This is a genomic window from Actinophytocola xinjiangensis (genome assembly GCF_001921215.1).
GTDB classification, from domain to species: Bacteria; Actinomycetota; Actinomycetes; order Mycobacteriales; family Pseudonocardiaceae; genus Actinophytocola; species Actinophytocola xinjiangensis.
The window spans coordinates 104,791-131,587 of sequence record NZ_MSIF01000027.1 but is presented as its reverse complement, the minus strand read 5'-3'; the positions used below and the strand labels follow the sequence as shown (position 1 = coordinate 131,587).

The following is a 26,797-nucleotide window of genomic DNA, read 5'->3' as shown; positions in this document are numbered from 1 at the left end:
CGGCCCCCCCCCCCGACCCCACCCCCCCCCCCACCCCCCCCCCCCCCCCCGTCGCGTCCCCCGCGCCCGCCGACCCCGCCGCCGACACCGCCGCCGACACCGCCTCCGCCGCCCGCGCCGACCCGGCCCCCGCCACCTCCGCCGCCGACCTCACCCCCGCCGCCCCCACCGGTGGCGCCGCCCAAGCCGCCACCGGCGAAACCGCCGGTCAAGCCGGTGAACCCGTTCGCCAAGCTGCCGATCAAGCAGCGGATGGACGCGTTGAACAACGTGACCGACCAAGCGCTGGCCAAGACCCTGGTGGACAAGTTCGGCAAGTCCTACGACGAGGCGTACAAGATCGTCCGCGTGTTGCGCAACATCGAGGGCGTCGCCGCGCCCGGCGGTTCGATCCAGATCGGCGGCCGCTCCTACGCCTCCGGTGACCTGCTGCACGCCTCGCACGAGCTGTGGAAGGAACACGGCGGCAACGCCTGACCCCGCCCCGGGCGCACCCCGTGCGCCCGGGGTTCAGCAGGCGCCGGCGCGGACCGCGAACGCCACCGCGTGGGCGCGGTGGCGCAGGCCGTGGCGGGCCATCAGCGACGAGAGCACGGCCTTCACCGTGCGCACCGAGTACGACAGCTTCGCCGCGATCTCGGTGGTGTCGAAGCCCTCGGCGATCAGGGCGAGAACGTCGGTCTCGCGTTGGGTGAGGCCGAAGACGGTCAGGCCGTGGGCCGGCAGCACCTGCTCGCGGACCCTCGCCAGCTGCGCGACCAGCTCACCCTGTAACCGGGCCGGGAAGTTCGCCGTGCCGTCACCGGCGGAGAGCACCGCGCGGACCAGGTCGACGCCGGTGCAGCCGGTCAGCCCGAGCACGGCCACCACGCCCCGGTGCACGGCCCGCAGCAGCCCGCTGGTCGGCAGGTCGTCGGTGACCAGGACGCTGTGCCGGGCCTGGCCGTCGGCGTCCAGCGCCCCCAGGTGCGCCTGGGTGACCCGGGGTTCGACGAGCACCAGCACGTCGGCGCGGCCGGTGTCCGTGGCCGGGAGCAGCCGGATTCCCGGACGGCTGCGCAGAAACGCCTGCGCGCCGGCCCGCAGCAACGGGTCCGTCGCGCGCACCACCGTGTTCACCTGGCCGGTCTGTTCGCTCACGGCCGCCTCCTCCTCGTTGGTCACACCAGCCCGGTGCGCACCGCGTAGGCCACGACGTGTGCCTGGTTGCGCAGGTTCAGCCGCCGGGCCAACCCGTAGACCACGTTGCGCACGGTGCGTTCCGAGCAGGCCAGTTCGCCGGCGATGTCCTCGATCCGCAGCCCGTCGGCCAGCCGCCGCAGCACGATCCGCTCGCGCTGGCTCAGTTCCGGGCGTCCCGGCGCCGGTCGCGGTAGCGCGTGGCGCAGCGCGGCGAGGGTGCGTTCCTCGTCGGCGCCGGCCAGTGCCGCCGCGGCGATCACCCGCTGCGCCAGTTCGGCCGGCGGGCAGTGCCGGGGGACCACCGAGACGACCCGCCGCGCGGCCAGGGCACCGAGGTCACCGGCCCGCTCGGCGGCGGACGTGGAGACCAGGACCGTTGGCACGTCGGGAACCCTGGCCCACAGCTCGGCCGGGACGTCCTCGGACAACCAGCCGGGAGCCAGGACGGCGACGTCCGGATCGTCGTGCCGCGTTCCTTCGGGAAGGACGACGATCTCCGCGTGGTGCCGCAGGGTCGTCGTCAGTCCCAGCCTGCTCAGCGCGTCGGTCGTGACGACGAGCACCTGGATTCGCGACCCAGGCATGTGGATTTACCCCCGATTGGTCATGTCTTCCTTTATTTACCTGGAAATCTGTGGAGAGTCAAGGCGTCCTGTCGCCCTCTGTGATTGAGCCGCTACGTCGATGCTTCACAGAAGTGACGGAACCGGCGCGGGTGATCGACAGTCTGTAGTGAGGACGGCGCCAAGGGCTGGGGATGCGGATGGACAGCACGGTGAACGAACCGTCCCGGGACCGGCAGGGCCACCCGCCCCTGCCGCCACCTCCTGGCGGTCCGCCCGGGACCTGGCAGGGACAGTTGGGTGGGTACTCGTATCCGTCGGGGCCGCTCGGTCTGCCCGCCTACCCCGCGCCGCCGATACGGCCGGCCACGGTCCTGACCACCGTGGTGCCCCGGGGGCCGTTGACCTGGGCCGGTGGGTTGTTGGTGCTCCACCTGTTGTTGGCGATCGCGGCGACGACGGTGTCGTGGATCAACCGCGATGATCTCAGCGAGGTCGCGATGGAGGGGTGGCGTGAATCACCGGCCGCCGAGAAGTTCGCCGTGCAGATGCTGGTGCTGCGGGTGGCGGAGAACCTCGTTTTTCTCGTGTCGTTCCTGTTGCTTCTGCGGGGCGTGTGGCGAGGCAAGTGGCAGGCGTGGTGGCGGCTGATCTACCTGGCCGTCGTCGGGGCGTCGATCCTCGGGTTTCTGGTCATCGTGCAGCGGTCGCCGCTTCTCAAAGCGCTGCAGGGATGGCAGATCATCGTCCTGCTGGCGCTGGTGGCCATGGTGGCGCACCCCGCCATCCGCGCCCACTGCGCGAAACGCCGCCGATGAGCACCTTCGCCATCGGCGGCGACCGGCGCGTCGGGCGGCTGGGCCTTGGCGCCATGCACCTGTCGGCCGACCGGCGCGGACACGACGTCGCCCGGCGGGCCGTGGAACTCGGCGTGACGCTGATCGACACCGCCCACCTCTACGGCGGCGGCGCCAACGAGGAACTCCTCGCCGAGGCCCTGCACCCCTACCCGGACGACCTGCTGATCACCACCAAGGTCGGCGTGGCGCACACCGACGGCCAGTGGCGCCTCGACGGCCGCCCGCCGGTCCTGCGCGACCAGGTCGACGCCGCCCTGCGTCGCCTGCGCGTCGACCGGCTCGACCTGCTCCAACTCCACCGCATCGACCCGGAAACGCCGCTCGCCGACCAGGTCGGCGCCCTCGCCGAACTCCGCGCCGCCGGCAAGATCCGCCACCTCGGCCTGTCCGAGGTGACCGTCGGCGAACTGGCCGCCGCCCGGGAGATCGTCGACATCGCCAGCGTGCAGAACCGCTACAACCTGCTCGACCGCGAACACGAACCGGTCCTGGCCGCGTGCCAGGCCGCCGGGATCGCGTTCCTGCCGTGGCGTCCGGTCGCGGCCGGCGCGTTCGCGGAGAACCCGGAGATCGCCGCCGTTGCCACCGAAACCGGCGCGACGCCGACCCAGGTGGCACTGGCCTGGCTGCTGGCCCACTCGCCGGTCATGCTGCCCATCCCCGGCACCGCCAGCCTCACCCACCTCGCGGAGAACGTCGTCGCCGCCGGTCTCACCCTCACCCCGGACCAGCGCACCCGCCTGGACCGGCTGCGCTAACCCAGTTCGGCCAGGACCGCGTGGGTGGTCGACGGCGGGAGGGCGAGGTCGCGCAGGCCGGTGAAGATCGTCGTGTAGTGGTCGATGTCCTGGGGGCGTTCCTGCCAGACACCGCCGTTCGCGTTCTCCAGGTACACGCAGTCCATGTCGTCGAAACCGGCGGGGAAGCGCAGGACGGTGAAGTCGCTCTTCATGCCGGGGTGGGCGCCGACGCTGAAGGGCAGCAGGCGCAGTTCGATGCCGGGGCGGTCGGCCAGCGAGGCCAGGTGACGGAGCTGGGCGCGCATCACCTCCTGGCCGCCGACCGGGCGGCGGATCGCGGCCTCGTTGACCACGATCCGCAGCCTCGGCGGATCCTCGTGGTCGAGGATCGCCTGGCGGTCGATGCGCAGCGACACCGACCGGCGCAGCGAGTCCTCGTCCAGCGGCGGGACCGACGTGCGGGCCAGCGCCTCCGCGTAGCCGGCGGTCTGCACCAGCCCGTGCACCAGCTCCGAGCCGTAGGTCCAGATCTCCTCCGCGTCCTGCTCCAGCGCGGCGTAGAGGGTGAACCACTCGGGCATGGTGCGGCGGAACTCGACGAGCCAGTCGTCGTCGCCGTCGTCGGTGGCGGCGAGGTTGACCAGCTCGTCGATGCCCGCCTTGGTCAGGCCAGTGGCCCGGCCGATGGACTTGATGTTGCGCACCGTCAAACCCTGTTTGCCGGTCTCGATCTTGCTGACGGTTCCCGGTTGCAGGTCCATCTCGGCGGCGAGCTGACGAATGCTCAGCCCGGCCGCCTTCCTCGCTTCGGTCAGCTTCTTCACGAGCTTGCGACGGCGCAGCGTCGAACCGGGGCGGGGGGCCATCGATCCTCCGGTGGGTGGGGTGGGGCTGCCCAGTCTGCCAAGAGGAGGCCGGTTCGTCGGCAAGGATCACCCGGACGTGTAACCGGGTCAGCCGATCGCGAAGCTCGGGTGCGGCGGCTGGTTGTACGCCGTGTTCTGCCACGCGACCGCCACCCGGTACTGCCGGTCCTGCATCAGCGACGGCCGGGAGATGCCGGTGGAGTCCGTCGTGGAGTAGATCCGCAGCGCCCGGTTGTCCGACGTGCGCCAGATGACCTCCTCCCGCCAGTCACCGAGGATGTCGGCCGACAGCGCCGGGGTCGACTTCGTCCCGTTGTTGGACGCCACCCCGGACCCGGTCAGCAGCCGCGTGTCGCCGCCGGTGCCGTACTTGTCGATGTGCGTGCCGTCCAGCAGCTCGCGCTGCGCGTCACCGTCCCACCAGATCACGAAGTTCGTCGACCCCGGCTTGCGGCTGGCTACCTGGTTTCCGTTGGTACCACTGCGAAGCCCGGACACCGACGAGGACCACGCCTCGGCGCCGGGGTTGCCCGACCAGATGTCGGCGGCCACCCCGCGCCCGTTGTCGCAGCCGCACGACGGGGCGCTCCAGATGATCTGACCGGTGCGCGCGTCGCCCATCCAGTGCGACGGGTCGCTGCCCGACTCCGACGGCTTGAACACCTCCAGACCCGACCGCGACGGGATGAAGTCGCCGACGTGGTAGGCGTCGCCGTGGTGGGTGTTGTTCTGCCACAGGCCCCAGCCGTTGTCGTCGATCGCCATCGAGCCGTACATGATCTCGTCCCGGCCGTCACCGTCCACGTCGGCCACCGACAGCTGGTGGTTCCCCTTGCCGGTCCACGCCGAACCGTTGGTCGATGAGCTGGAGTCGAACGTCCAGCGACGGGTCAGCGCGCCGCTCCGGAAGTCCCAGGCGGCGACCACCGAGCGGGTGTAGTAGCCGCGCGCCATGATGATGCTCGGCCGTGAACCGTCCACATAGGCCGTTCCGGCGAGGAACCGGTCCACCCGGTTGCCGTAGTTGTCGCCCCAGGACGGGACACTGCCGCGCGGCGGGACGAAGTCGGCGGTCGCCAGCACGGCGCCGTCGGTGCCCCGGAACACCGACAGGAACTCCGGGCCGGCCAGCACGTAGCCGCCGGAGTTGCGGTGGTCGGCGCTGGCGTTGCCGATCACCTGGCCGGTGCCCGAGCGGGTGCCGTCGGCGGTCTTCACCGCGACCTCCGACCGACCGTCACCGTCGTAGTCGAACACCTGGAACTGCGTGTAGTGCGCGCCGGACCGGATGTTGCGGCCCAGGTCGATGCGCCACAACCTGGTGCCGTTGAGCCGGTAGCCGTCGAGGTAGGTGTTGCCGGTGTAGCCGGACTGCGAGTTGTCCTTGGCGTTGGTCGGGTCCCACTTCAGCACGAGGTCGTACTGCCCGTCGCCGTCGAGGTCGCCGACGCTCGCGTCGTTGGCGGTGTAGGTGTAGCTCTCGCCGGAGGGCGTGGTGCCGCCGGGCGGGATTTGCAGCGGCACGTCCATCGACTCCGCCGCGAACACCAGCGACTCCTTGTCCTGCGCCGTGCGCACCTCGGCGCCGGCGACCACCGGGCGCACGGTGTAGACCGCGCCGGCCGGGGCGCCCCGGTCGTGGTAGCTGGTGGCCGAGGAGAGCGGGGTGGCGTTCACCTTCGTCGCGCCCCGGTAGACGTTGAACGCCACCCCGGTCGGATCGTCGGCCAGCAGTCGCCAGCTGACGAAGTTCCCCTCCCCGGACCGCACGCTGATCAGGCCACGGTCCAGCCGTTCGGTGCCGACCGGTTCCCGCTGGTCACCGGCCTGGGCGGTCGGTGTGCCGACCACCAGGGCGCCGAGGAGGCCGGCGGCCAGGGCGGTCGCGATTCGCCGTGTGGTTCTCATGGCTGTCGTTCCCTTCAGCTCGTGCGGTCGCCGTAGATGACGCCGCGGCCGTTGGTGCCGAGGTAGACCCGCCCGTACACGCGCGGGTCGCCGGTCAGCGCCTCACCGGCGTTGCCGTACTGGTGGCGGTCGTCGTTGATCCGGGCCCAGGTCGCGCCGGTGTCGTCGGAGCGGTACACGCCGGTGACGCCGCCGATGGTGGCCACGGTGTACACGGCCTGGTAGTCGCGGCCGGGGGCCGGGGCGCCGAAGCCGACGTTGACCGCGTCGGTCACCGAGGAGATCCGGGTGAAGCTGTCGCCGCCGTCGGTCGAGCGGAACAGGCCGGTGTCGCCGGCCAGCCACACGTCGCCCCGCCGGCCCGGGACGGCCTTGAACTTGACGCCGGAGCCCGGCAGGCCGCTGGCGGCGGTCGCGGTGAACGTGGCGCCACCGTTGGTGGAGCGGTAGAAGCGGCCGCCGCTGACGCCGTAGAAGGTGTTCGGGTCGACCCGGTCGGACTCGACGACCGCGCCGGTCGGCAGGCCCTGCGACTGGGTCCAGCTGTTGCCGAAGCCGACCGAGTAGTGCACCGGCTGGCCGACCGGTGCCCACACGAACCGGCTGCCGTCGGCCGCCGCGGCAACCGTGCCGCCCTCGTTGATGCCGCCGGGTTCGGTGCCCTGGAACCAGTTCGCGCCGCCGTCGGTGGAGAACGCGACGTGGCTGTCGTTGGGGCGGTCGGCGTCGGTGAAGCTGCCGGCGCGCACCATGATCCCGGGGTTGGTCTCGGCGTAGTCGAGACTGGTGGTGCTGGTGAAGGTCGGGCGGACGAACATCGTCGAGGGGACGCTGGTGAGGCTGTCGTGCCGGAAGCCGCCGATGTCGCCGAGCCCGGAGACCAGCGGCGGGCCGCTCGGTGGGCTGATCAGGTCCAGGACAGCGGTTTCCTCAAGGCCGGCGGCCATCGGCCGGATGGTGATCCGCGAACCACTGTCCCAGTTGGACAGATTGGTGGTGCCGTAGACGGTCGCGCCGGTGCCGTACATCATCCGGTTGGAGTTGTGCGGGTCGATCTCCAGCGACTCGGTCATCCAGCCCAGTTTCGGGGTCACCTCGGGGGGTTGCGGGTTGGCGCCGAAGGTCAGCCACGGCGCGGCGGAGATGTCCATCGTGTACCGGAAGGTGCGGTTGGGGTAGCTGGACCAGTCCCAGATCCGGGTCCAGGTCGCGCCGCCGTCGGTGCTGCGGAAGAAGATCACGTCCGGCCACCAGGAGATCTGGGTGGCGACCATGAGCGTTCCGGGGTGCTGGCGGTCGATGGTCAGGCCGGAGTAGCCGAAGTAGGCGTCGGCGCTGGTGGACGGGATCGGGCTGATCCTGGTCCACGTCCCGGAGTTGGTGTCGAGCTTCCAGACGTCGCCCTTGCCGCCGTCGTAGGGGCCGCCGGTGTCGCTGGTCGCGAGGTACAGGAAGCCGCCGGCCTCGTCGAGCACACCCTTGTGCGCCAGGTAACCGGTCGGCTGGCCGGGGATCTGTGACCAGGTCGCGCCGCCGTCGGTGCTGCGGTAGACGGTGTTCTGCAGGTCGGCGACCCCGACGTAGATGTCGGGTGTCGGCCGGCCCGACGAGCCGCTGGACCTGTCGAACGTCACCCACACGACACCCGGCCGGTGGGACAGGTAACCGTTGGGGTCGTTGGGGTCCTGCGCCCAGTTGCCCGCGTTGGGGAAGGCGGTGACCTTGGACCAGGTGACGCCCCGGTCGGTGCTGCGCCACAGCCCGTTGCCCTCCGGCGCGCCGAGGTAGAGCACCCGGTTGTCGTTGGGGTCCACGACCAGCCGCTCGCCCATGCCCCGGCCCGGCATGTTGCCGCCGAGTTTGAACGGCAGCCGGGTGGTCTGCCAGGTGGCGCCCCGGTCGGCCGAGCGCAGGATGGCGCCGTTGTTGGGGTCCCAGCTGTTGGTGTACATCCCGGCGGCGACGTAGACCCGGTTGGGGTCCACGGCGTCGGTGGCGAGGCTGACCACGCCGTTGAACCCCCAGTCGTCCCAGCCGACGTGGTCGAGCAGCGGGGTCCAGCGCTGGGTGGACTGGTTCCACCGGTAGGCGCCGCCGATGTCGGTCCGCGCGTAGACCAGGTTGGGCTCGGTGCGGTTGAAGATGATGCCCGGGACGAACCCGCCGCCGGCGATCTCGACGTTGCGCCAGGAGTAGGTGTCGGCGGTGTGCGGGGGATCGGGGGCCGCGCCGGCCTGGGGCACCACCAGCAGGGAGGCGGTGAGCGCGGCGGCGGCCAGGACGTGCACGAGGGTGGTCCGCATGATCTACCACTTCCCTGTGGGTCGACGGACACTGAGATTGGGAGCGCTCCCAGAATGGGTGCACAAATTGTTAGCACCCGACTGCGAGAAGTGTCAACGCCGGTCACCGCGCGGCGATCATGGTGAGAAATTATCGATCGCAAATCGAATGTGAACGTTAACACGAAAACCGCAGCTGGGAGCGCTCTCATTCAGTGGGTAACAACGATCACTGTGCGCCCCGCCCTGGTCACGGACTGTTGACCGGTCGGTCGGGCGCCCTTACCTTCGGTCAGGCAAACGCTTTCCTTCGAGCGGTCGGCCTTCGCCGGCGCGGCGGCAGTGGTCCTGGCTGAACAACACGTGTCAGCAGTGGCGCCCGCGACCGGTGTGAGAGGAGAACCGAGATGAGGATCGCCGTCGGCCTGCTGGCCGTGGTGCTCGCCGTCGTGCTCGCCCCCGTTCCGGCGGCGGCCGAGTACCCGAACCCGGGCCTGGTCACCGGGGACGTCGCCGTGCACGACCCGTCGATCGTCCGGGCCCCGGACGGCACCTACATCCTGGTGTCGACCGGAAACGGCCTGGACATCCGCACCTCGACGGACCGGATCGCCTTCCGGCGGGTGGGGGCCGTGTGGCCGAACGGGGCGCCCTGGACGCTGCCGTTCACCGGCGGCAGCGCCAACCTGTGGGCGCCGGACCTGTCCTACCACAACGGCCAGTTCTCCCTGTACTACTCGGCCTCGACCTTCGGGTCGCGCGACTCGGCGATCTTCCTCGCCACCAGTCCGACGGCGATGCCGGGGACGTGGACCGACCGGGGAATGGTCGTGCGGACCACCGGGTCGAGCGACCACAACGCGATCGATCCCAACCTGGTGGTCGACAACGGCGGTGGCTGGTGGCTGTCCTACGGGTCGTTCTGGTCGGGGATCAAGATGATCCGGATCGACCCGGCGACCGGCAAGCAGCACCCGGGGGACGGAACCAGGTACAGCCTGTCCAGCCGCCCCAACGCCGGCGGAGCGGTCGAGGCGCCGTTCATCATCCACCGGGACGGCTTCTACTACCTGTTCGTCTCGTTCGACTACTGCTGTCGGGGGACCGACAGTACCTACCGGGTGATGGTCGGCCGGTCGTCGTCGATCACCGGCCCCTACGTCGACCGCAACGGCGTGGCGATGACCAACGGCGGCGGGACCGAGGTGCTCGCCAGCCACGGGAGCATCCGTGGGCCGGGGCACCAGGCGCTGATGTCCGACTCGGACGGATGGCTGATGGCCTACCACTACTACACCTCCAGCGGGAGCCGGCTCGGCGTGAACCTGGTCGGGTGGGCTGGCGGGTGGCCCAGTGTCTACTGAGGAGGGTTCGCGGATGTCCTACGGCAGAAGGCTCTTCCTGGCGGCCGGGGCCGGCCTGGCGGTCGGCGCCGGGGTCCGGCCGGCAGCGGCGGCGGCGTGGGAGACCGTGCTCAGCGGCTCGTTCACCGACCGGCCGACGCTGGAGCGGTACTGGAACTACCGCTATCCGTGGGGCTCGGACCACAACGGCACCGCCCGGATGTACGCCAGCTCGACCGACATCAACCACGTGTACCTGGAGACCTCCGGGGTCCTGGCGATCAAGGCGACCCGGATCGACTGGGACGAGGGGAACAGCTCGGCCGACCCGTACCTGCCGATCCGCTACCACTCCGGGGCGATCCACGCCAAGCAGCACGTGGTGGTGTCCGACCAGTTCCCCAACTGGGAGGTGAAGGGCGAGTTCCAGGCGCCGTCGGCGCGGGGGACGTGGCCGGCGTTCTGGTTGACCGGGGTGAACAGCTGGCCGCCGGAGAGCGACATCCTGGAGTTCAAGGGGGATGGGCGGAACTGGTTCAACACCTACCGGAACGGAAGTGGTGGGTGGTCGAACACCATTGTTCCGGTGAACAATCCAGGGGGTTGGCACGAGTACCGGGCGTGGATCGCCAAGGTGAACTCCACGGACGTCGACATTCACTACTACCTGGATGGTGCGTGGGTGGGGCAGCATCGGGGCGCCGGGTTCGTCGGCAGTCCGTTGTGGATCATTCTGAACCTTCAGATGGAGGGGTCCTCCGGGAGCCCCGGGCCTGGTTCGGCCACCTACTACCGGGCGCGCAACGTCTATGTCGGCCGGACCCGGGCCTGAGCCAACTCCGCGCGCACGTCCGCCAGTTCACGTTCCGGTTCGACGAACACGCTGATCGGCGGCCGGCCCAGGTCGACCAGGGCGGCCACGTACTCCGCGCCGGGGTCGCCGGTGCGTTCGACACACCGTGCCCAGGCCCGCTCGGCGGCCCGCAGCAGTGCCTGGGCGCGCGCGGGCTCACCGCGCGCGGCGGCGACCCTGGCCCGGACCGCCGACCCGCGGGCGACCAGCGTCGCCGGGAAGTCGCCGGCGGTCACGGGTTCGCGTGCGGCGGCCCGAAGCTCGGTCTCCGCCTGCCCGGCACACCCGGCGCGGGCGAGCGCGTCGGCGCGGTGGAGCCGCGCGAGCGGCAGGCTGACCGGCGCGCCGGCGTCGACCGCGAACGCCAGCTCGGTTCCCGCGGTCGTCCAGTCGCCCACGGCGTGGGCGAGCATCCCCCGGTCGTGGCGCACCATGGCCTCCAGCTCGACCAGCCCGATGCGGTCGGCGAGGGTCTCCGCGTGGTCGCACGCCCGCCGGGCCTCGGCGAACCGGCCGAGGCGGCGCAGCACGCAGGCCCGCGCGGACTGGGCGTAGACACCGAGACGCAGCAGGCCGGTCGGCACGACCAGCGGCAGGCACCGCTCCGCGAAGTCCAGCGCGAGCGGGAAGTCCCCGGCGTAGGCGGCGGCACCGGCGGCGTTCGCGAGGCAGCTGTAGGCCATGTCGGGCCGGCCGGCGCGTTGCGCGGCGGCGGCCGCCGCCACGAGCGGGGTGATGCAGTCGGTGAACCGGCCGGCGCGCAGCAGCGCGTGACCACGGGCCACACCGAGGTCATGGGCCAGGAGGTCACCGTGACCGGCGCCGGTCTCCGCCTCGTCGAGCAGCGCCTCGGCCGCCGCCGGGTCGCCGGACACCGACTCCGCCCAGGCGAGCCCGGCCAGCGCCTCGGCCCTGGCCAGCGGGTCGGCCGGATCCGTGTCCAGCACGTCGAGCGCGGCCCGGTAGGAGTGCCGTGACTCGCGCGGATGGTAGATGCCGCCACGCAGCCACCGGCCCCGGCGCAGCCACGCGCCGGCGTGCGCGGCGGTGTCGGCACTCGGGAGGCGGGCGAGCGCGGCGTCGAACGCGGCGTCGGACTGGAGGAGCAGACCGCGCCACGCCTGCACCTCGGCGAGCTCCACCCACACGTCGGGGTCGTCCGGGTCGAGTTCGGTGGCCTCGGTGAGGAACGCGGCCGCCTCCGCCAGGGCCGACACGGCACGGGCGCTGCTCGCGGCGGTGAGCAGGTGCGCGACGGCCTGCTCGTCCCGACCGGCCAGGCGCAGGTGCCGGGCGATCTCGGCGGCGAGCCGGCGGTCGGCCCGGGTGCGCAGCGCCGCCGCCAGCTCGCCGTGCAGACGGACCCGCAGCGGGTCGGCGAGGTCACGGTAGACGGCGTCGGACAGCAGGGCGTGGCGGAACCCGATCCCGTCACCGGCGGTGCGCAGCAGACCCGCGCCCAACGCCTCGCTGATCGCCCGCGCGGGGTCCCCGACCAGGGGGAGCGCGGCCACCTCCGTGCGGTCGAGATCGCGGCCGGCGGTGGCGACGAACTCCACGAACAGCCGGGCGGGACCGCGCAGCCGGCTGATCGCGGCGCGGGTGGCGCCGCGCAGGCCCGCTTCCGGGTCGGCCGCGGTCTCGATCGCGATCAGCGGGTTGCCGCCGGCGATCGCGACGATCCGGTCGGTGCGGGGACCGGCCGGCCCGGCGACGAGCCGACGGATCGCGGCCGGCGGCAGCGGAGCGAGTTCGAGGTCGGCGGCGAGCGTGCCGCGGGCCCGCAGCGCCCCCAGCATCCCCTCGACGTCCGGCCGCGGCGGCAGCCGGCGCCGGGTGAGCAGCAGCAGCGCGGGGAACCGGACCAGCCGCCGCCCGGCGTAGGCGGTCAGCTCCAGGCTGGAGGGGTCGGCGAGCTGGAGGTCCTCCAGGAGCAGCACCAGCGGCCGCCGCCTGGTCACCCACCCGAGCAGCTCCACGACGGCGTCGAAGAACCGCACGCGGTCGAAGGCCGGTTCGGTGGCGCCGGCGGGCCGCCGGTTCGCCACCCGCACCACCCGGGCGAGTTCGTGCGACCAGCCGGCGTCGCGCGGCAGCGGCCCCACCCGGGCCACGAGCCCGTCGACGAGTTCGAGCCACGGCCCGAACGGCACGGCCGGGCCGAACCCGATCGCCGCCCCGGCGGCGACGAGCGCTCCCTGCGTGGCCGCGAACTCGCAGACCTCCGTGGCGAGCCGGGACTTGCCGATGCCGCCGTCGCCGGACAGCGCCACCGTCCGCCCGGCGCCGCCCTGGGCCTGCTGCCAGACGGCGACGAGTTCGGCCAACTCGTGGTCCCGGCCGACCAGTCCGTGCCGCACGGGCGCCGGGTGCTCCGGCTCGACGTGCGCCGCCTGCTCACCGAACAGCAGCGCGGTCGTCTCCCGCTCCGGGTCGGTGTCGAGTTCGGCGCGCAGCCGCGTCTGCAGCCGGCGGTAGGCGGCGACCGCCGCCGCCCGCTCGCCGGCGGCCAGCAGCAGGCGGATCACCGTCCGGGCGGCGGCCTCGTCGAGCGGGCGCAGTACCGCCCACCGGTGGGCGCGTTCCCTGGCGGCGGTGAGGTCGCCGGCCTTCTCGGCCTGGTCGGACAGCGTCGCGAGCACCGCGGCGCGGCGGCCGTCGTACTCCTCCCGCAGGGCGAGGACCCAGTCGGTGTCGAAGCGGTGCAGCAGTTCCTCACGGCACAGGCGTTCGGCGTCGGTGAGGCGGCCGGCGGCGACCAGCGCGTCGAACTCGTGGAGGTCGACCGTCGGACCGCGCAGCTCCACGGTGTCCCGGGTGGTCACCAGGAGTTCGGCGGCGTCGCCGAGCGCGACCCTGGTCACCCAGACCGCGCTGCGCAGGCTCGCCCGCGCGCTGGAGTCCGGCACGTCCGGCCAGAACGTGGCGGCCAGCCGCGCGCGCCCGTGCGGGCCGGGGTGCGCGGCGAGCCACGCCAGCAGCCCACACACCTTCCGGCTCGCCGGCAGGTCGAGCGGCTCGCCGTCGAGAAAGGCCGCGAGCTCGCCGAACAGCTGGATCCGCAACATTACGGTTCCAGTGTCCGTGGTGGACGGTCCACCGGGCAACAGCGGCCTTGACGCTGCCTTGACGGTGCCGGCGCACCCTCGTGGTCTCGAGAAGGGAACAGCCATGACCGTCACCGACGCGACCTTCGACGTCGACGCCCTCCGGCACGGCATCGAGGACCGCTCAGCGCAGGCCCTGCTCAGTCTCTACGACGACGACGCCGAGGTGCGGCTCGTCGACCGGACGAGCCCGCCCGGCAACCCGCACGTGCTGCACGGCAAACAGGAGATCTCCGCCTTCCTGAACGACGTCACCGGCCGGGACATGACCCACCAACTGGAACGGGTCGTTGTCGACGGCGACACGGCCGCCTACATGGAGTCGTGCCGCTACGCCGACGGCACCCGGGTCCTCGCGACCAACGTGCTGGACCTCGCCGGCGGCCGTATCCGGCGCCAGGTCGCCGTCCAGGCCTGGGACGAGTGAGGAGCAACGCCATGCTGACCGAGAGGACCACCACCGAGAAACGTGACTTCGCGCGACCGGACGAAACCCGTGAGTTCGGCCTGGGCACACTGGAACTGCTGCGCATGGGCGGCGGCGAGGTCGGCCGCCTCGTGCTGCGTCCTGGCTGGCGCTGGTCCGAGCACGTGCGTCCGATCGCGGGCACCGATCTGTGCGAGGTCCCGCACTTCCAGTACCACCTCGCCGGCACCCTGCGGATCCGTACCGCCGACGGCGAGGAGTTCGACGCCACCCCCGGGCAGGTGACCAGCCTGCCCGCCGGTCACGACGCGTGGGTCGTCGGTGACGAGGACGTCGTCATCGTCGACTGGGGAGGAGCGGGCACCTACGCCAAGCCCTGAACCGACCAGCGAACACCCCAAAGAGGCCGGCCGCCACCAGGACGACCGGCCTCAGGACGGAAACCCTCACACCAGAACCGGCTCCTCCTCGACCACCGCGACCGGCTTGCGCCGCAGGGCCAACATCCCACCGACGGCGAACACGATCACCACGGCGGCGCCGATCCCCGCCACCAGGTGCAACCCGTTGGTGAAGGCCTCCCGAGCCGGAGCCAGGAACCCCTCCGGGTCCGCCGTCGACGAGGCGACGTTCACCGCCCCGGCCAGACTTTCCTTGGCCTCGGCCGGAACCGGAACGGTCAGGTCAGCGCGATACACGGCGGTGGCGATGCTGCCGAACACCGCGATCCCCATCGCGATCCCGAACTCGCCGCAGGTCTCCGACATCGCCGACGCCGCGCCGGCCTTGTTCGGCGGCACCGAGTTGATGACCATCTCCGTGCACAGGACGCCCTGCGGGCCCATCCCGAACGACGCCACCGACATCCCCAGGACCAGCAGCGTCGCCCCGTTGGCCGCGTCGACCTGGGTGAACAGGAGGATTCCTGCGGCGGCGATCAGCATGCCGAAGCCCAGGACGTACTCCTTGCGGAACCGGGTCGCGAGCTTCGGGGCGATCATGGAGCCGATGACCACGGCGATCGCCTGGGGGACCAGCAGCAGGCCGGCCTCGGCGGCGGTCAGGCCCTCGACCAACTGCAGGTACTGGCTGACGAGCAGGAACACCCCGCCCATCGTCAGCGCGCCGATCACCATGATGCCCAGCGCCGCGGAGAACGTCCGGTTGCGGAACAGGGTCAGGTCGAGCATCGGCGCCTCCAGGCGCCGCTGACGACGGGCGAACACGGCACCGACGGTCACGCCGACGATCAGCGCGGTCACGTTGACGGCGTTCGGGCCGTCCTTGGCCAGCTCCTTGAGGGCGAACACGAACGGCAGGATCGCGGCCAGCGACAGCGCGACACTCGGCAGGTCCAGCCGGCCGGCGTTCTCGTCGCGGTACTCGGGGAGCAGTGTCGGCGCGGTCACCAGCAGCAGGACCATGACCGGGACGGCCAGCAGGAACACCGCACCCCACCACGCCACGCTCAGCAGCAGACCGCCGACGACCGGGCCGAGGACCATGCCGCCCATGAAGCAGCTCATCCACACCGCGATGGCGGTGCCGCGCTCCTTCGGGTTCGTGAACATGTTGCTGATCAGCGCCAGCGTCGAGGGCATCAGCGTCGCACCGGCCACGCCGAGCAGCGCCCGCGCGCCGATCAGCATGGCGGGGCTGGTGGCGAACGCGGCGACCACCGAGGCGAGGCCGAACGCGGCCCCGCCGATCATCAGCAGTTTGCGGCGGCCGATGCGGTCGCCGAGGGTGCCCATGGTGACCAGGAAACCGGCCACCATGAAGCCGTAGATGTCGATGATCCACAACAGTTCGGTACTGCTCGGGCGCAGGTCGGCCGCCAGGTGTGGCACGGCCAGGTGCAGCACGCTCATGTCCAGCGACAGCAGCAGGGTCGGCAGTGCGAGCACCGCCAGCCCCGTCCACTCCCGGCGGCCGGCCTTCGTCTCCAGCGTCATGACTCGTCCTCAGTGGTCGTTGTCGGGTTTCACTTACAGGTCGAACCGCTCGACCGTGAATCGACACCGGGGACGAAGTTTTTTTCCCGAACTCAGTTCTGGCAGGTCAGGGCCGCGTCGGCCCACTGGGTGTGGTCATAGTCGATGCCGTCGCCGCCGTCGTCGGTCAGCAGGACCAGCTCGGTGACGCCGGTGACGTCGACGTCCAGCGCCACCGGGCCGTCGGCGCCAGTGACCACTTCGGACTCCGCGAGGGTGACGCCGTCACCCCGCACGGTGAACGTCGACGAGCCCCGGTCGCCGACCTCGTCGTCGATGCCGGCCGCCGAGGTGAACCGGGTGCACGCCCCGCCCAGGTGGTAGCGCAGTTCCGACTCGGCGTGCGGGGCGACACCCCGGGCGTAGGTGAGGCCGCCGATGGTCAGCGGGTTGCCGTCGACGCTGCGGTCGACGCCCAGCTGGCCCCAGCCGACCTGGGTACTGACCGGGGGCAGGGCCGACAGCCACGGGCTGCCCGACGGGGTGGTCGCGATGATCACCGCGCCGTAGCCGGTCAGCCGGCGGACCAGCTGGCCCGCCCGGTAGTTGATCTCGGCGCTCAGGGCGTGCGTACCGGTCGGTTCGCCCGCCGGCACGGTCACCGTGAAGTCCACGGTGGACTCACCGCCTGGGCCGACCGCCGGCACGGTCGCGCCGCCGGCCGGGCTCACCAGCCACCCGGGCGGCGCGTCGAGCAGCACCCGCACGCCGCGCGCCGGGACCGGGCCGTCGTTGCTGACCCGCACGGTCGCGGTGAGCGTCTGCCCGGGGTCGGCGTAGCGGTCGGTGACGACCTCGGCCGACACCGCCGGCTCGCCCGAGCCGCCACCGGGCGCCACCACGTACATCCGGGCGCCGTGCGGCGGGACCGACGCGCGCACCGGGCCGTCGGTGACCACGATCGTGTTCGCCCACAGGTCACGCATCGTGTACGCGGGGGAGTCGGGCAGGCCAAGCGCCCCGGCCGTGGTCGACACCCGCGCGCCGGTGAGGCCCCGGTTGAACAGCACCACGGCCGCGCCGCCGTCGGAGGTCGGCTTGGCCCACACCTCCAGGTCGCCGTCGTCGGCGAGGCGGTGGCCCTGGACGCCGGCCCAGTCCTGGTTGACGGCGATCACGTCGGGGTCGGTGAGCAGGGCGCGGGTGGTGGGGTCCATGGCGCGCAGGTCGTTGCCGGCGATCAGCGGCGCGTTGAGCAGGCTCCACAGGCTCAGGTGCGCGCGGTACTCCTCGGTGGTCATGCCGCCGTTGCCGACCTCCAGCATGTCCGGGTCGTTCCACGCGTTGGGCCCGGAGAACGCCTCCAGGCCGACCTGCTGGTCCAGAATGGACATCACGCTGCCCCAGTTGTCGGCGATGTCGCCGGTGGTGCGCCAGTAGTGGCCGCCGACCCGCGCCGCCCACTCCCACGGGTCGTTGGCGCCCCACTCGCAGATCGAGTAGACGATCGGGCGGCCGGTGGCCTCCAGCGCGTCGGCCATCGCCGTGTACCGCTCCAGCGCCGGGCGGCCCTCGTTGTGGCAGTTGTCGTACTTGAGCAGGTCCACGCCCCACTCGGCGAAGGTCCGGGCGTCGGTCACCTCGTGGTCCAGGCTCGCCGGCAGACCCTGGCAGGTGTGGGTGCCGGCCGAGGAGTAGAGGCCGAGCTTGAGGCCCTTGGCGTGCACGTAGTCGGCCAGGGCGGCGATGCCGTTCGGGAAGCGCACCGGGTCGGGGGCGAGCCGACCGGCGGCGTCGCGGGTGGGCGCCATCCAGCAGTCGTCGATGTTGACGTACTCGTAGCCGGCGGCGGTCATCCCGGAGGTGACCATCGCGTCGGCGGTCTGTCTGATGAGGTTCTCGTCGATGTCGCAGCCGAACCGGTTCCAGCTGTTCCAGCCCATCGGCGGGGTGGGGGCCAGCGGGGGTTTCTCGGCGGTCGCCGGTGGTGCGAAACCGATCAGCAGGGTCAGAACGGTAACCAGAAGCGCACTCTTCGTAGTCGACACTCGTTCAGTCCAGCACAGCGACGGCGAAATTCCGATGGCTACGATCGAAACCGTGCGAACAGCGGCGGGAGTGGTGCTGGCCGGCGGGCGGTCCAGCCGCATGGGCGAGGCGAAGGCCGGTCTGGACTGGCACGGGTCGACGCTGCTGTACCGGGCGAGCGCGGTCCTGGCCAGGACGGTCGACGGGCCGGTGGTCGTGGTCGCCGCACCCGGCCAGGACCTGCCCGATCTGCCGGCCGGGGTCGCGGTCGTCGAGGACCCGGTCGAGGGTCTGGGGCCCATGCAGGGCCTGGCCGCCGGGCTGGCCTCGGTCGCCGACCGGGCCGGCGCGGCGTTCGTCTGCTCCACCGACCTGCCGTTCCTGCACCCCGCCTACGTCCGCCGGGTGCTGCGCGCGCTGACCGAGGGCGTCGACGTGGTGTTACCGCTGGCCAAGGGCTTCCGTCAGCCGCTGGCCGCCGCCTACCGCACGGGCCTGGCCGACCTGGTCGGCACGCTCATCGGCGAGGGCAACCTGCGGCCCGGGATGATCTTCGAGCACTGCGCGGTGACCAGGCTGACCGACGAGGACCTGCTGGCCGACACCGACCTCGCCCGGCACGACCCCGACCTGGACTCGGTGCTCAACGTCAACACGCCCGCCGACTACGCCGCCGCCCGCGACCGGCCGCCGCCGCTGGTGGCCGTCGAGTGTTTCGGGGCGCTGGCCAAGGGCGGCACGCACCGGCCGCGCGAGGTGCGGGCGGCGACCATCGGGGCCGCCGCGACCGCCGCCGGGCTGACCCTGGACCGGCACGTGGTGGCCGCCGTCAACGGCGACCAGGTGACCCGCGACGGCCGGCTGCCGCTGGTCGCGGGGGACACCGTGGCCTTCCTCTCGGCCGACGCCGGCGGATAGGGCATACAGTCGACACCATGGCCGGCGGACTTTTCGGGCAGGCGCTCGTGATCGACATCGAGGGTGACCGGGCTGCCGGCACACCGCTGCCCCTGGACGAGCGGGTGCTGCGCCGCTACCTCGGCGGCGTCGGTCTTGGCACCTGGCTGATGCACCGCCTCGCCCCACCCGGCGGTGACCCGCTCGCGCCGGCCGCGCCGCTGGCGTTCGTGTTCTCCTCGCTGGTCGGCACGCCGCTGACCACCAGCGCGAAGTTCGCGGTGGTCGCCAAGTCACCGCTGACCGGCCTGCTGACCGATGCGCTGGCCTCCAGCCAGTTCGCCATCGCCGGCAAGCTCACCGGGAACGACGCGCTGGTCCTGCGCGGGCGCGCCGACCGTCTCTCGGTCCTGCTGGTCGACGGTGACGGCCCGCGCCTCGAACCGGCCGACGACCTCGCCGGGCTGCCAGCCGCCGAGGCGGAAACCCTTGTCCGGCAACGGTTCGGCCGGGGCTGGCGGACCGCGGCGATCGGTCCGGCCGGTGAACGCGGCGTGCGGTACGCGACGATCAGCCACGACGGCCGGCACGCCGGGCGGGGCGGGCTGGGCGCGGTGCTCGGCGCGAAGAACATCAAGGCCGTGCTCGTCCGGGCGGCCACCAAGGTCGGGGTCGCCGACCAGGCGGGGGTGCTGGCCGCCGCCCGTGACCTGCGCGCCCGCAGCTTCGGCCCGGCGACCGCGAAGTACCGCGAGCTGGGCACGCTGGCGAACCTGCTGGCGTTCAACGCGGTCAGCACGCTGCCCACCCGCAACTTCACCGCCGCGACCTTCGACGGCGCGGCCAACCTGGCCGCCGAGGAGCTGCACGACCTGCGCGGGGTGGCCCGCAACAGCTGCGCGTCCTGCTCGATCGGCTGTGAGCACATCTACTCCCGCAAGGGCGGCGGCAGCCAGCGGATGGAGTACGAGAACGTGTTCGCGCTGGGTCCGCTGTGTGGGGTGTCCGACCCCGACGACGTGTTCGCGGCCAGCGCCCGCTGCGACGAGCTGGGCATCGACACGATCTCGGCCGGCGGCACGATCGCGTGGGCCATGGAGTGTGTCGAGCGCGGCCTGATCGACGAGCCGTGGCTGCGTTTCGGCGACGGCGCGGCGCTGCTGCGCGCGCTGGACGCGATCGGCGCCCGCACCCCGGGGCTGGGGGAGCTGCTGGCGCACGGGTCGCGGCACGCGGCCGCGCGCGTCGGTCACGGGTCGATCGAGTTCGCGCCGCAGGTCAAGGGCCTGGAGCTGCCCGGCTACGAGCCGCGCAGCCTGCAGGCGATGGCCCTGGGGCTCGCGGTGAACGCGCGCGGCGCCGACCACAACCGCTCCGGGGCCTACGAGGCCGACCTGTCCGGTGACCTCGACCGGTTCGACGGCGGCGCGGCGCACGTCGCGGCGGCCGTGGACACCGAGGACCGGGCCGCGGTGATGGACTCGATGATCCTGTGCAAGTTCCTGCGCGGGGTGTTCGAGGACCCGTTCACCGAGTGGGCGCGGCTGTTGGCCTTGGTCACCGGCTGGGACACCGACGCGGCCGAGCTGCGGGCGGCGGCCAGGCGGATCGTGGCGGCCAAGCGGGCGTTCAACACGCGCGAGGGCGCCACCCGGGCCGACGACACGCTGCCGCCCCGGATGCTCGCCACCCCTCTTGAGCTGGGTTCGGGGCGGACGGCGGCGTTGAGCGCGCAGCGGCTGGCGACCATGGTGACCGGCTACTACGCGGCTCGCGGGCTTGACGAACAGGGCAGGGTGACCTCGGATGACCTGGCGGATCTGCTGCTGGATGCCTAGCCTCAGCGGTAACGGTATGCTGTATGCAATGCCGAGGATGGAGCGACGATGACGACTCTCGAGGAGCGGACGGCGGTCCGCACGGTGACCGCGCGGATCGACGGCCACTCGGTGACCGTGCCCGACGGCACCTCGATCTACGACGCCGCCAAGCAGGCCGGCGTCGACATCCCCGTGCTGTGCCACAACGAGCGCTACGACCCGGTCGGCGTGTGCCGGATGTGCGTCGTCGACACCGGCGGCCGGACCTTCGCCGCCGCCTGCGTGCGCCCGTGCGAGGACGGCATGACCGTGAAGACCGACACGCCGGAACTCAACCGCAACCGCGCCACCCTCACCGAACTGCTGCTGTCCGACCAGCCGGCCCGCGCCGAGGACCCCAAACAGACCACCACCGGCGACAACCTGCTGCTCGAACTCGCCGACACCTTCGACGTCGCCCGCGAGACCACCGCCCTGCCCTGCGGCTCCGGCCGGGGCCAGGACTCGTCCAACCCGGTCATCGACGTCAACCACGACGCCTGCATCCTGTGCGACCGCTGCGTCCGGGCCTGCGACGACCTGCAGGGCAACGACGTCATCGGCCGCTCCGGCAAGGGCTACTCGACCAGGATCGCCTTCGACCTCGACGACCCGATGGGTCAGAGCTCGTGCGTGACCTGCGGCGAGTGCGTCCAGGCCTGCCCGACCGGCGCGCTGACCAACAAGTCGATCAACCTCATCCCCATCCAGCCCAAGGAGCGACTCGACGCCGTCGACAGCGTCTGCCCCTACTGCGGCGTCGGCTGCGCGCTGACCTACTACGTCGACCGCTCACGCGGAGCCATCGCCTATGCCGAAGGCCGTGACCAGCCCGGATCGCAGAGCCGGCTGTGCGTCAAGGGCCGCTACGGCTGGGACTACGCCGCCTCACCGCAGCGCCTGACCACCCCGCTGATCCGCGTCGACGCCGCCTACCCCAAGGGCCCGCTGTCGGCCGACGTGCGCGGGGACATGGCCAAGGACGGCGGTCGCCGCAAGGGCAAGGGCAAGGGCCGCCGGCCCGGCGGCCTGGTCGACTACGACGAGGTCATGCCGCACTTCCGCGAGGCCACCTGGGAGGAGGCGCTGGACCTGGTCGCCCGCCGCCTCAAGGAGATCCACGCCAAGGGCGGGCCGGGCGCGATCGCCGGCTTCGGCTCGGCGAAGTGCTCCAACGAGGAGGCCTACCTCTTCCAGAAGCTCATCCGCACCGGCTTCGGCACCAACAACGTCGACCACTGCACCCGCCTGTGCCACGCGTCCTCGGTCGCGGCGCTGTTCGAGGGCGTGGGTTCCGGCGCGGTCTCCACCACCTACGGCGACGTCGCCAACGCCGAGGTCGTGATCATCACCGGCTCCAACCCGACCGCCAACCACCCGGTCGCGAGTTCCTTCTTCAAGCAGGCCCGCCGGCGCGGCACGAAGATCGTCTACGTGGACCCCAGGGCCAGCACGGTCGCCGAGCACGCCGACTACCACTGCCAGGTCAAGCCCGGCACCGACGTGGCGTTCTACAACGCGATCATGCACGAGGTCATCCGCCTCGGACTGATCGACCGCGAGTTCATCGCCGCACGGGTGTCCAACTACGACGAACTCGCGCGCACAGTCGCCGAGTACCCGCCGGAGCGCGCCGCCCAGATCACCGGCGTGGACGCCGACCTGATCCGCGAGGTCGCCCGGGTCTGGGGCGAGGCCGGCTCCGGGGTCATCTACTGGGGGATGGGCATCTCCCAGCACACCACCGGCACCGACAACGCCCGCTGCCTGATCGCCCTGTGCTCGATCACCGGCAACGTCGGCCGGCCGGGCACCGGCCTGCACCCGTTGCGCGGCCAGAACAACGTGCAGGGCGCGTCCGACGCCGGCCTGATCCCGATGTTCTACCCCGACTACCAGGGCGTGGACCGCGACGGCACCCGCGAGCGGTTCGAGCGGGCCTGGGGCACCAAGCTCGACCCGAACCGGGGGCTGACCGTCACCGAGATCATCGGCTCGGTGCTCAAGCCAGGTGGCGTGCGCGGCATGTACATGCTCGGCGAGAACCCGTTCCTGTCCGACCCGAACATCAACAAGGTCCGCAAGGCACTGTCCCAGTTGGACTTCCTGGTCGTGCAGGACATCTTCCTCACCGAGACCGCCGAGTTCGCCGACGTGGTGCTGCCGGCGTCGTCGTACCTGGAGAAGGACGGCTCGTACACCAACACCGACCGGCGTGTCCAACTGGGACGCAAGGTCCTCGACCCGCCCGGCCAGGCGCGGGTGGACTGGGAGATCGTGCAGGACATCGCCCGGCGTGTCGGCCTGGACTGGAACTACTCCGGGCCGAGCGAGGTGTTCGACGAGATGGTCGCGCTGATGCCCTCCTACGCCAACCTGCGCCACGAGAACCTCGGCCTGACCGGCAAGCTCTACCCCAACGCCGACCCCGAGCACAGCGACGGCACCGTCGTGCTGTTCGACGAACGGTTCAACACCGACGACGGGCTCGCACACCTGGTGCCCGCGCAGTGGTTGCCCGCCAAGGAACTCCCGGACGCGGAGTACCCGCTGGTGCTCAACACCGGGCGGCTGCTCGAACACTGGCACACCGGCTCGATGACCAGGCGCTCCTACGCGCTGGACACGATCTCGCCGGAGGCCGAGGTGTACATGCACCCCAAGGACGCCGCCGACCGGGGCCTCGCGCACGGCGAGCTCGTGCAGGCGCGGTCGCGGCGCGGCGCGATCCGGCTACGGGTGCGGATCTCCCACCGCGAACAGCTGGGCAACTGCTTCATCCCGTTCCACTTCCGGGAGGCGGCGGCCAACCTGCTGACCATCGACGAGATCGACCCGTACGGCAAGATCCCCGAGTTCAAGTTCTGCGCGATCCAGGTCGAGTCGCTCGGCGCGGCGGTTGGAGTTGGCGAATGACGTCAGTGGTACCCGGTGTCGAGGCGCGGGCGGGCAAGTTCCCCGGGCCGTCGCTGATCCCGGCGCTCAACGCGATCCAGGCCCGGCTGGGCTGGCTGCCCCGCGAGGAACTGGAGGAGCTGGCCCGCGAGACCCGCCGGCCGCGCTACGAGATCGAGGGCCTGATCTCGTTCTACCCGCACTTCCGCACCACGCCGCCGGCGAAGGTCTCGCTGCACGTGTGCCACGACCTGTCGTGCTGGCTGCGCGGCGGCCAGGAGCGGATCGCCGAGGTGAAGAAGCGTTACGGCGCGGACACCGACGTCGAGCTGGTCGAGGTCTCCTGTCTCGGCCGCTGTGACGTCGCGCCGGCCGCCGACGTCAACGAGCACCCCGCGCCGGTGTCCGAAGTGGACGATCTGGTCGCGGCGGCGCGGGCCGGTGGCGTCGGCGAGGCGGGTGCGACCCGGCGCACCGAACCGTGGCCCAACGACCCCTACCCGGCCGGGTCCGGGGTGGGGCAGCGGTACCAGTCGCTGCGCGCGCTGCTGGCCGGCGAACTGGACCCGATCGAGATCGTCGGCACGCTGTCGGCCTCCGGTCTGCGCGGCATGGGCGGCGCCGGCTTCCCGACCGGCAAGAAGTGGGAGCTGGTGGCGGCGGCCCAGCCGGGCACGGTGAAGTACGCCATCTGCAACGCCGACGAGTCCGAGCCGGGCACGTTCAAGGACCGGCAGATCCTCGCCGACCAGCCGCACCTGGTGATCGAGGGCCTGCTGCTGGGCATGGCGGTGGTCGGCGCCGAGCAGGGCTGGGTGTTCATCCGCCACGAGTACGGCCCCGAGGAGCGCGTACTGCGCGCCGAGATCGACGCGCTGCGGGCCGCCGGGGTGATCGGCCCGGACGCCTGCGGCAGCGGCCGGCGGCTGGAGCTGGACATCTTCGTCTCACCCGGCGGGTACATCCTCGGCGAAGAGACAGCGTTGCTGGAGTGCATGGAGGGCCACCGCGGCGAGCCGCGCAACAAGCCGCCCTTCCCCGGCAACTACGGCCTGCACGGGCGGCCGACGCTGATCAACTCGGTGGAGACCTTCGCCGACGTGCCGGTCATCCTGCGACGCGGCGCCCAGTGGTGGGGCGAGCAGGGCCGGGGCGACTCGGTCGGCTGGAAGTTCTTCGCGGTGTCCGGCCACGTCGAGAACCCCGGCGTGTACTGCGTGCCGATGGGCACGACCGTGCGCGAACTGATCGACGAGGCCGGCGGCGTGCTCGACGGGGCGGCGGTCGGCGCCGTGCAGCCCGGCGGGGCGTCGTCCAACTTCATCGGCCCGGAGAACCTGGACCTGGCGCTGGACTTCGGCACCCTGGCCAAGGCCGGGACGATGCTCGGCTCCGGTGCGCTGGTGGTCCTGGCCGAGGGCACCGACCTGCTGGCGGCGGCGACGAACGTGCTGCGCTTCTTCCGCAACGAGTCCTGCGGCAAGTGCGTCCCGTGCCGGGTGGGCTCGACCAAGGCCCACGCCCTGCTCGACGGAGCGTCCACACTGGACGACGAGCAGCGGGCGCAGGTGCTGCGGCTGGAGGAGGCCATGCGCAAGACGTCGATCTGCGGCCTCGGGCAGGTGGCGCTCGGCCCGGTGGTGTCGGTACTCGGCCTGGAGAGGTGAGCGAGGCGACCGGTAGCCGCGAGTTCTTCACCGCCCGGACCGTCTCCGAGGCCCTGGCGGGTTTCCGTCCCGCGCGCCGCAGCGCCGTCGAGCGGGTGCCGTTGGCCGCCGCCCTGCACCGGGTCCCGGCCGCCGCCGTCGCCTCGCCGTCACCGCTGCCCGGCTTCGTCCGCTCCACGGTGGACGGCTACGCCGTGCGCGCGGCCGACACCTACGGCGCCTCCGAGGGCCTACCGTCCTACCTGGACCTGCGGGGCGCGGTCCGGATGGGCGCCGCCCCCGACGTCACGGTCACCCCCGGCGCGTGTGTCGCCATGCCCACCGGCGGCGTCCTGCCCGAGGGCGCCGACGCGGTGGTGATGGTCGAGTACACCGCCGCCACCATGCCCGGCACCATCGAGATCACCCGCCCGGTCGCCCCCGGCGGCGGCGTGGTCCGCGCCGACGAGGACGTGGCGGCCGGGGCGGCGCTGGTCCCCGCCGGCCGCCCGCTGCGCGCCCCCGACCTGGGCCTGCTCGCCGCCGCCGGTGTCACCGACGTCGCCGTCCACGCCCGCCCCCGGGTGGCCATCATCTCCACCGGCGACGAGGTCGTCCCGTCGTCCACAGTGGACCTGGGGCCTGGTCAGGTCCGCGACGCCACCGCCCCGGCGCTGGCCGCCCTCGTCCTCGACGCCGGCGGCGACCCCGTCCAGGCCGGCATCGTCGACGACGAACCCGGCGCGCTCACCGACCGCCTGAGCGAGGTCCTGGCGGACGCGGACCTGGTCGTGGTGTCCGCCGGCTCGTCGGTCGGGGCCCGCGACGAAACCGCCGGTGCCGTCGCGGCCGTGGGGGAGATCTGGTGCCACGGCCTGGCGATCAAACCGGGCAAACCGACGCTGCTGGCCGACTGTGGGGGAGTGCCGCTGATCGGCCTGCCCGGCAACCCGCTGTCGGCCCTGGTGGTCTTCGGCCAGATCGGCGTGCCGCTGCTGTGGCGACTGTCCGGTTGCGACACCCCACCGCCGCTGCCGGTGACCCGCGCGCGGCTCTCACGCGACCTGGCGTCGGCGGCCGGCCGGCTCGACGTCATCCAGGTGACCCTGGCCGACGGGGTCGCCGAGCCGCTGTTCGGCCCCTCGGCGCTGCTGTCGGTCCTGGCCAGGGCCGACGGGTACGTCGTCATCCCCGAACCGGCCACCGGTCTGCCGGCCGGCACCGAGGTGGACGTGATCGGCCACCGATGAGCCCTTCCTGGATCGACACCGTCGACCTGACCCGGCCCGGCACCGCCGGACCGGGCGTCGGTGGGGCGCGGCGTGCTGGTCCCGCGACGGGGTGCCGCGCGGGTTCGGGAACTCGCACGGGTCTGTCCGCCGGGGCTCCGCCGCGTGGTTCGTCGCG

Annotated in this window: 20 protein-coding genes; 12 read left to right on the top strand and 8 right to left on the bottom strand. The window is 72.2% G+C overall.

Annotated features, from left to right (window positions below; all coding sequences use genetic code 11):
• Positions 1 to 216: 216 nt before the first annotated feature.
• Positions 217 to 477 (top strand): hypothetical protein, encoded by a 261-nt coding sequence (locus BLA60_RS44420; RefSeq protein WP_162293063.1) that lies wholly within the window; start codon positions 217 to 219, stop codon positions 475 to 477.
• A 33-nt stretch (positions 478 to 510) separates the two neighbouring features.
• On the opposite strand, the gene BLA60_RS35810 is transcribed toward BLA60_RS44420, so the two are convergent.
• Both BLA60_RS35810 and BLA60_RS35805 read right to left on the bottom strand, forming a co-directional pair.
• Positions 511 to 1,140 carry a helix-turn-helix transcriptional regulator gene (locus BLA60_RS35810; protein ID WP_245812378.1) on the bottom strand — a complete coding sequence of 210 codons (630 nt, stop codon included), beginning with the start codon at positions 1,138 to 1,140 and terminating at the stop codon, positions 511 to 513.
• A gap of 20 nt (positions 1,141 to 1,160) precedes the next feature.
• On the bottom strand, positions 1,161 to 1,766 hold the full coding sequence (locus BLA60_RS35805) for a helix-turn-helix transcriptional regulator (protein WP_075137504.1): 606 nt from the start codon (positions 1,764 to 1,766) through the stop codon (positions 1,161 to 1,163).
• 191 nt (positions 1,767 to 1,957) lie between these two features.
• Here BLA60_RS35805 and BLA60_RS35800 point away from each other — a divergent pair, with 191 nt between their 5' ends.
• Together BLA60_RS35800 and BLA60_RS35795 are read left to right on the top strand one after the other, a co-directional pair.
• Entirely contained in the window at positions 1,958 to 2,563 is a 606-nt protein-coding gene (locus BLA60_RS35800) for a hypothetical protein (protein ID WP_154814829.1), read from the top strand.
• Positions 2,560 to 3,363, top strand: a complete 804-nt coding sequence (locus tag BLA60_RS35795; RefSeq protein ID WP_075137502.1) for an aldo/keto reductase — start codon at positions 2,560 to 2,562, stop codon at positions 3,361 to 3,363. The genes BLA60_RS35800 and BLA60_RS35795 overlap by 4 nt, the downstream gene beginning before the upstream one ends.
• Here BLA60_RS35795 and BLA60_RS35790 read toward each other — a convergent pair.
• From BLA60_RS35790 to BLA60_RS35780, 3 genes are all read right to left on the bottom strand, one after another.
• Positions 3,360 to 4,211 (bottom strand): helix-turn-helix domain-containing protein, encoded by an 852-nt coding sequence (locus BLA60_RS35790; protein WP_075137501.1) that lies wholly within the window; start codon positions 4,209 to 4,211, stop codon positions 3,360 to 3,362. The two genes, BLA60_RS35795 and BLA60_RS35790, sit on opposite strands and share 4 nt — an antisense overlap.
• A gap of 87 nt (positions 4,212 to 4,298) precedes the next feature.
• A complete protein-coding gene (locus tag BLA60_RS35785) occupies positions 4,299 to 6,119 on the bottom strand; it encodes a rhamnogalacturonan lyase (protein ID WP_075137500.1) in 1,821 nt (606 codons plus the stop codon).
• Between the two features lie 14 nt (positions 6,120 to 6,133).
• On the bottom strand, positions 6,134 to 8,422 hold the full coding sequence (locus BLA60_RS35780; RefSeq protein ID WP_281257508.1) for a WD40/YVTN/BNR-like repeat-containing protein: 2,289 nt from the start codon (positions 8,420 to 8,422) through the stop codon (positions 6,134 to 6,136).
• A gap of 386 nt (positions 8,423 to 8,808) precedes the next feature.
• Here BLA60_RS35780 and BLA60_RS35775 point away from each other — a divergent pair, with 386 nt between their 5' ends.
• Positions 8,809 to 9,765 (top strand): arabinan endo-1,5-alpha-L-arabinosidase, encoded by a 957-nt coding sequence (locus BLA60_RS35775; RefSeq protein WP_075137499.1) that lies wholly within the window; start codon positions 8,809 to 8,811, stop codon positions 9,763 to 9,765.
• Positions 9,766 to 9,778: 13 nt separating this feature from the next.
• Entirely contained in the window at positions 9,779 to 10,576 is a 798-nt protein-coding gene (locus BLA60_RS35770) for a family 16 glycosylhydrolase (RefSeq protein WP_075137498.1), read from the top strand.
• On the opposite strand, the gene BLA60_RS35765 is transcribed toward BLA60_RS35770, so the two are convergent.
• A complete protein-coding gene (locus BLA60_RS35765; protein WP_075137497.1) occupies positions 10,552 to 13,665 on the bottom strand; it encodes an ATP-binding protein in 3,114 nt (1,037 codons plus the stop codon). The two genes, BLA60_RS35770 and BLA60_RS35765, sit on opposite strands and share 25 nt — an antisense overlap.
• A gap of 103 nt (positions 13,666 to 13,768) precedes the next feature.
• Between BLA60_RS35765 and BLA60_RS35760 the strand changes: the two genes are divergently transcribed.
• Both BLA60_RS35760 and BLA60_RS35755 read left to right on the top strand, forming a co-directional pair.
• A complete protein-coding gene (locus BLA60_RS35760) occupies positions 13,769 to 14,131 on the top strand; it encodes a nuclear transport factor 2 family protein (protein WP_075137496.1) in 363 nt (120 codons plus the stop codon).
• Between the two features lie 11 nt (positions 14,132 to 14,142).
• The gene (locus BLA60_RS35755) at positions 14,143 to 14,511 is read left to right on the top strand and encodes a cupin domain-containing protein (RefSeq protein ID WP_075137495.1); all 369 of its coding nucleotides are present in this window, start codon (positions 14,143 to 14,145) and stop codon (positions 14,509 to 14,511) included.
• Positions 14,512 to 14,577: 66 nt separating this feature from the next.
• On the opposite strand, the gene BLA60_RS35750 is transcribed toward BLA60_RS35755, so the two are convergent.
• Entirely contained in the window at positions 14,578 to 16,086 is a 1,509-nt protein-coding gene (locus BLA60_RS35750) for an MFS transporter (RefSeq protein ID WP_075137494.1), read from the bottom strand.
• A 92-nt stretch (positions 16,087 to 16,178) separates the two neighbouring features.
• Complete coding sequence (locus BLA60_RS35745) at positions 16,179 to 18,113, bottom strand: NPCBM/NEW2 domain-containing protein (protein WP_245812376.1); 1,935 nt, start codon at positions 18,111 to 18,113, stop codon at positions 16,179 to 16,181.
• A 52-nt stretch (positions 18,114 to 18,165) separates the two neighbouring features.
• Between BLA60_RS35745 and BLA60_RS35740 the strand changes: the two genes are divergently transcribed.
• Genes BLA60_RS35740 through BLA60_RS35720 form a run of 5 tightly spaced genes read left to right on the top strand, consistent with a single transcriptional unit; the run spans position 18,166 to position 26,640 of the window.
• Entirely contained in the window at positions 18,166 to 19,011 is an 846-nt protein-coding gene (locus tag BLA60_RS35740; protein ID WP_211288958.1) for an NTP transferase domain-containing protein, read from the top strand.
• Between the two features lie 17 nt (positions 19,012 to 19,028).
• Complete coding sequence (locus BLA60_RS35735; protein ID WP_075137492.1) at positions 19,029 to 20,828, top strand: aldehyde ferredoxin oxidoreductase family protein; 1,800 nt, start codon at positions 19,029 to 19,031, stop codon at positions 20,826 to 20,828.
• A 48-nt stretch (positions 20,829 to 20,876) separates the two neighbouring features.
• Positions 20,877 to 23,765 (top strand): formate dehydrogenase subunit alpha, encoded by a 2,889-nt coding sequence (fdhF, locus tag BLA60_RS35730; protein WP_075137491.1) that lies wholly within the window; start codon positions 20,877 to 20,879, stop codon positions 23,763 to 23,765.
• Positions 23,762 to 25,411, top strand: a complete 1,650-nt coding sequence (locus BLA60_RS35725; protein WP_075137490.1) for an NAD(P)H-dependent oxidoreductase subunit E — start codon at positions 23,762 to 23,764, stop codon at positions 25,409 to 25,411. The genes fdhF and BLA60_RS35725 overlap by 4 nt, the downstream gene beginning before the upstream one ends.
• Positions 25,408 to 26,640 (top strand): molybdopterin molybdotransferase MoeA, encoded by a 1,233-nt coding sequence (locus BLA60_RS35720; protein ID WP_075137489.1) that lies wholly within the window; start codon positions 25,408 to 25,410, stop codon positions 26,638 to 26,640. Before BLA60_RS35725 ends, BLA60_RS35720 begins: the two co-directional genes overlap by 4 nt.
• Positions 26,641 to 26,797 lie beyond the last annotated feature (157 nt).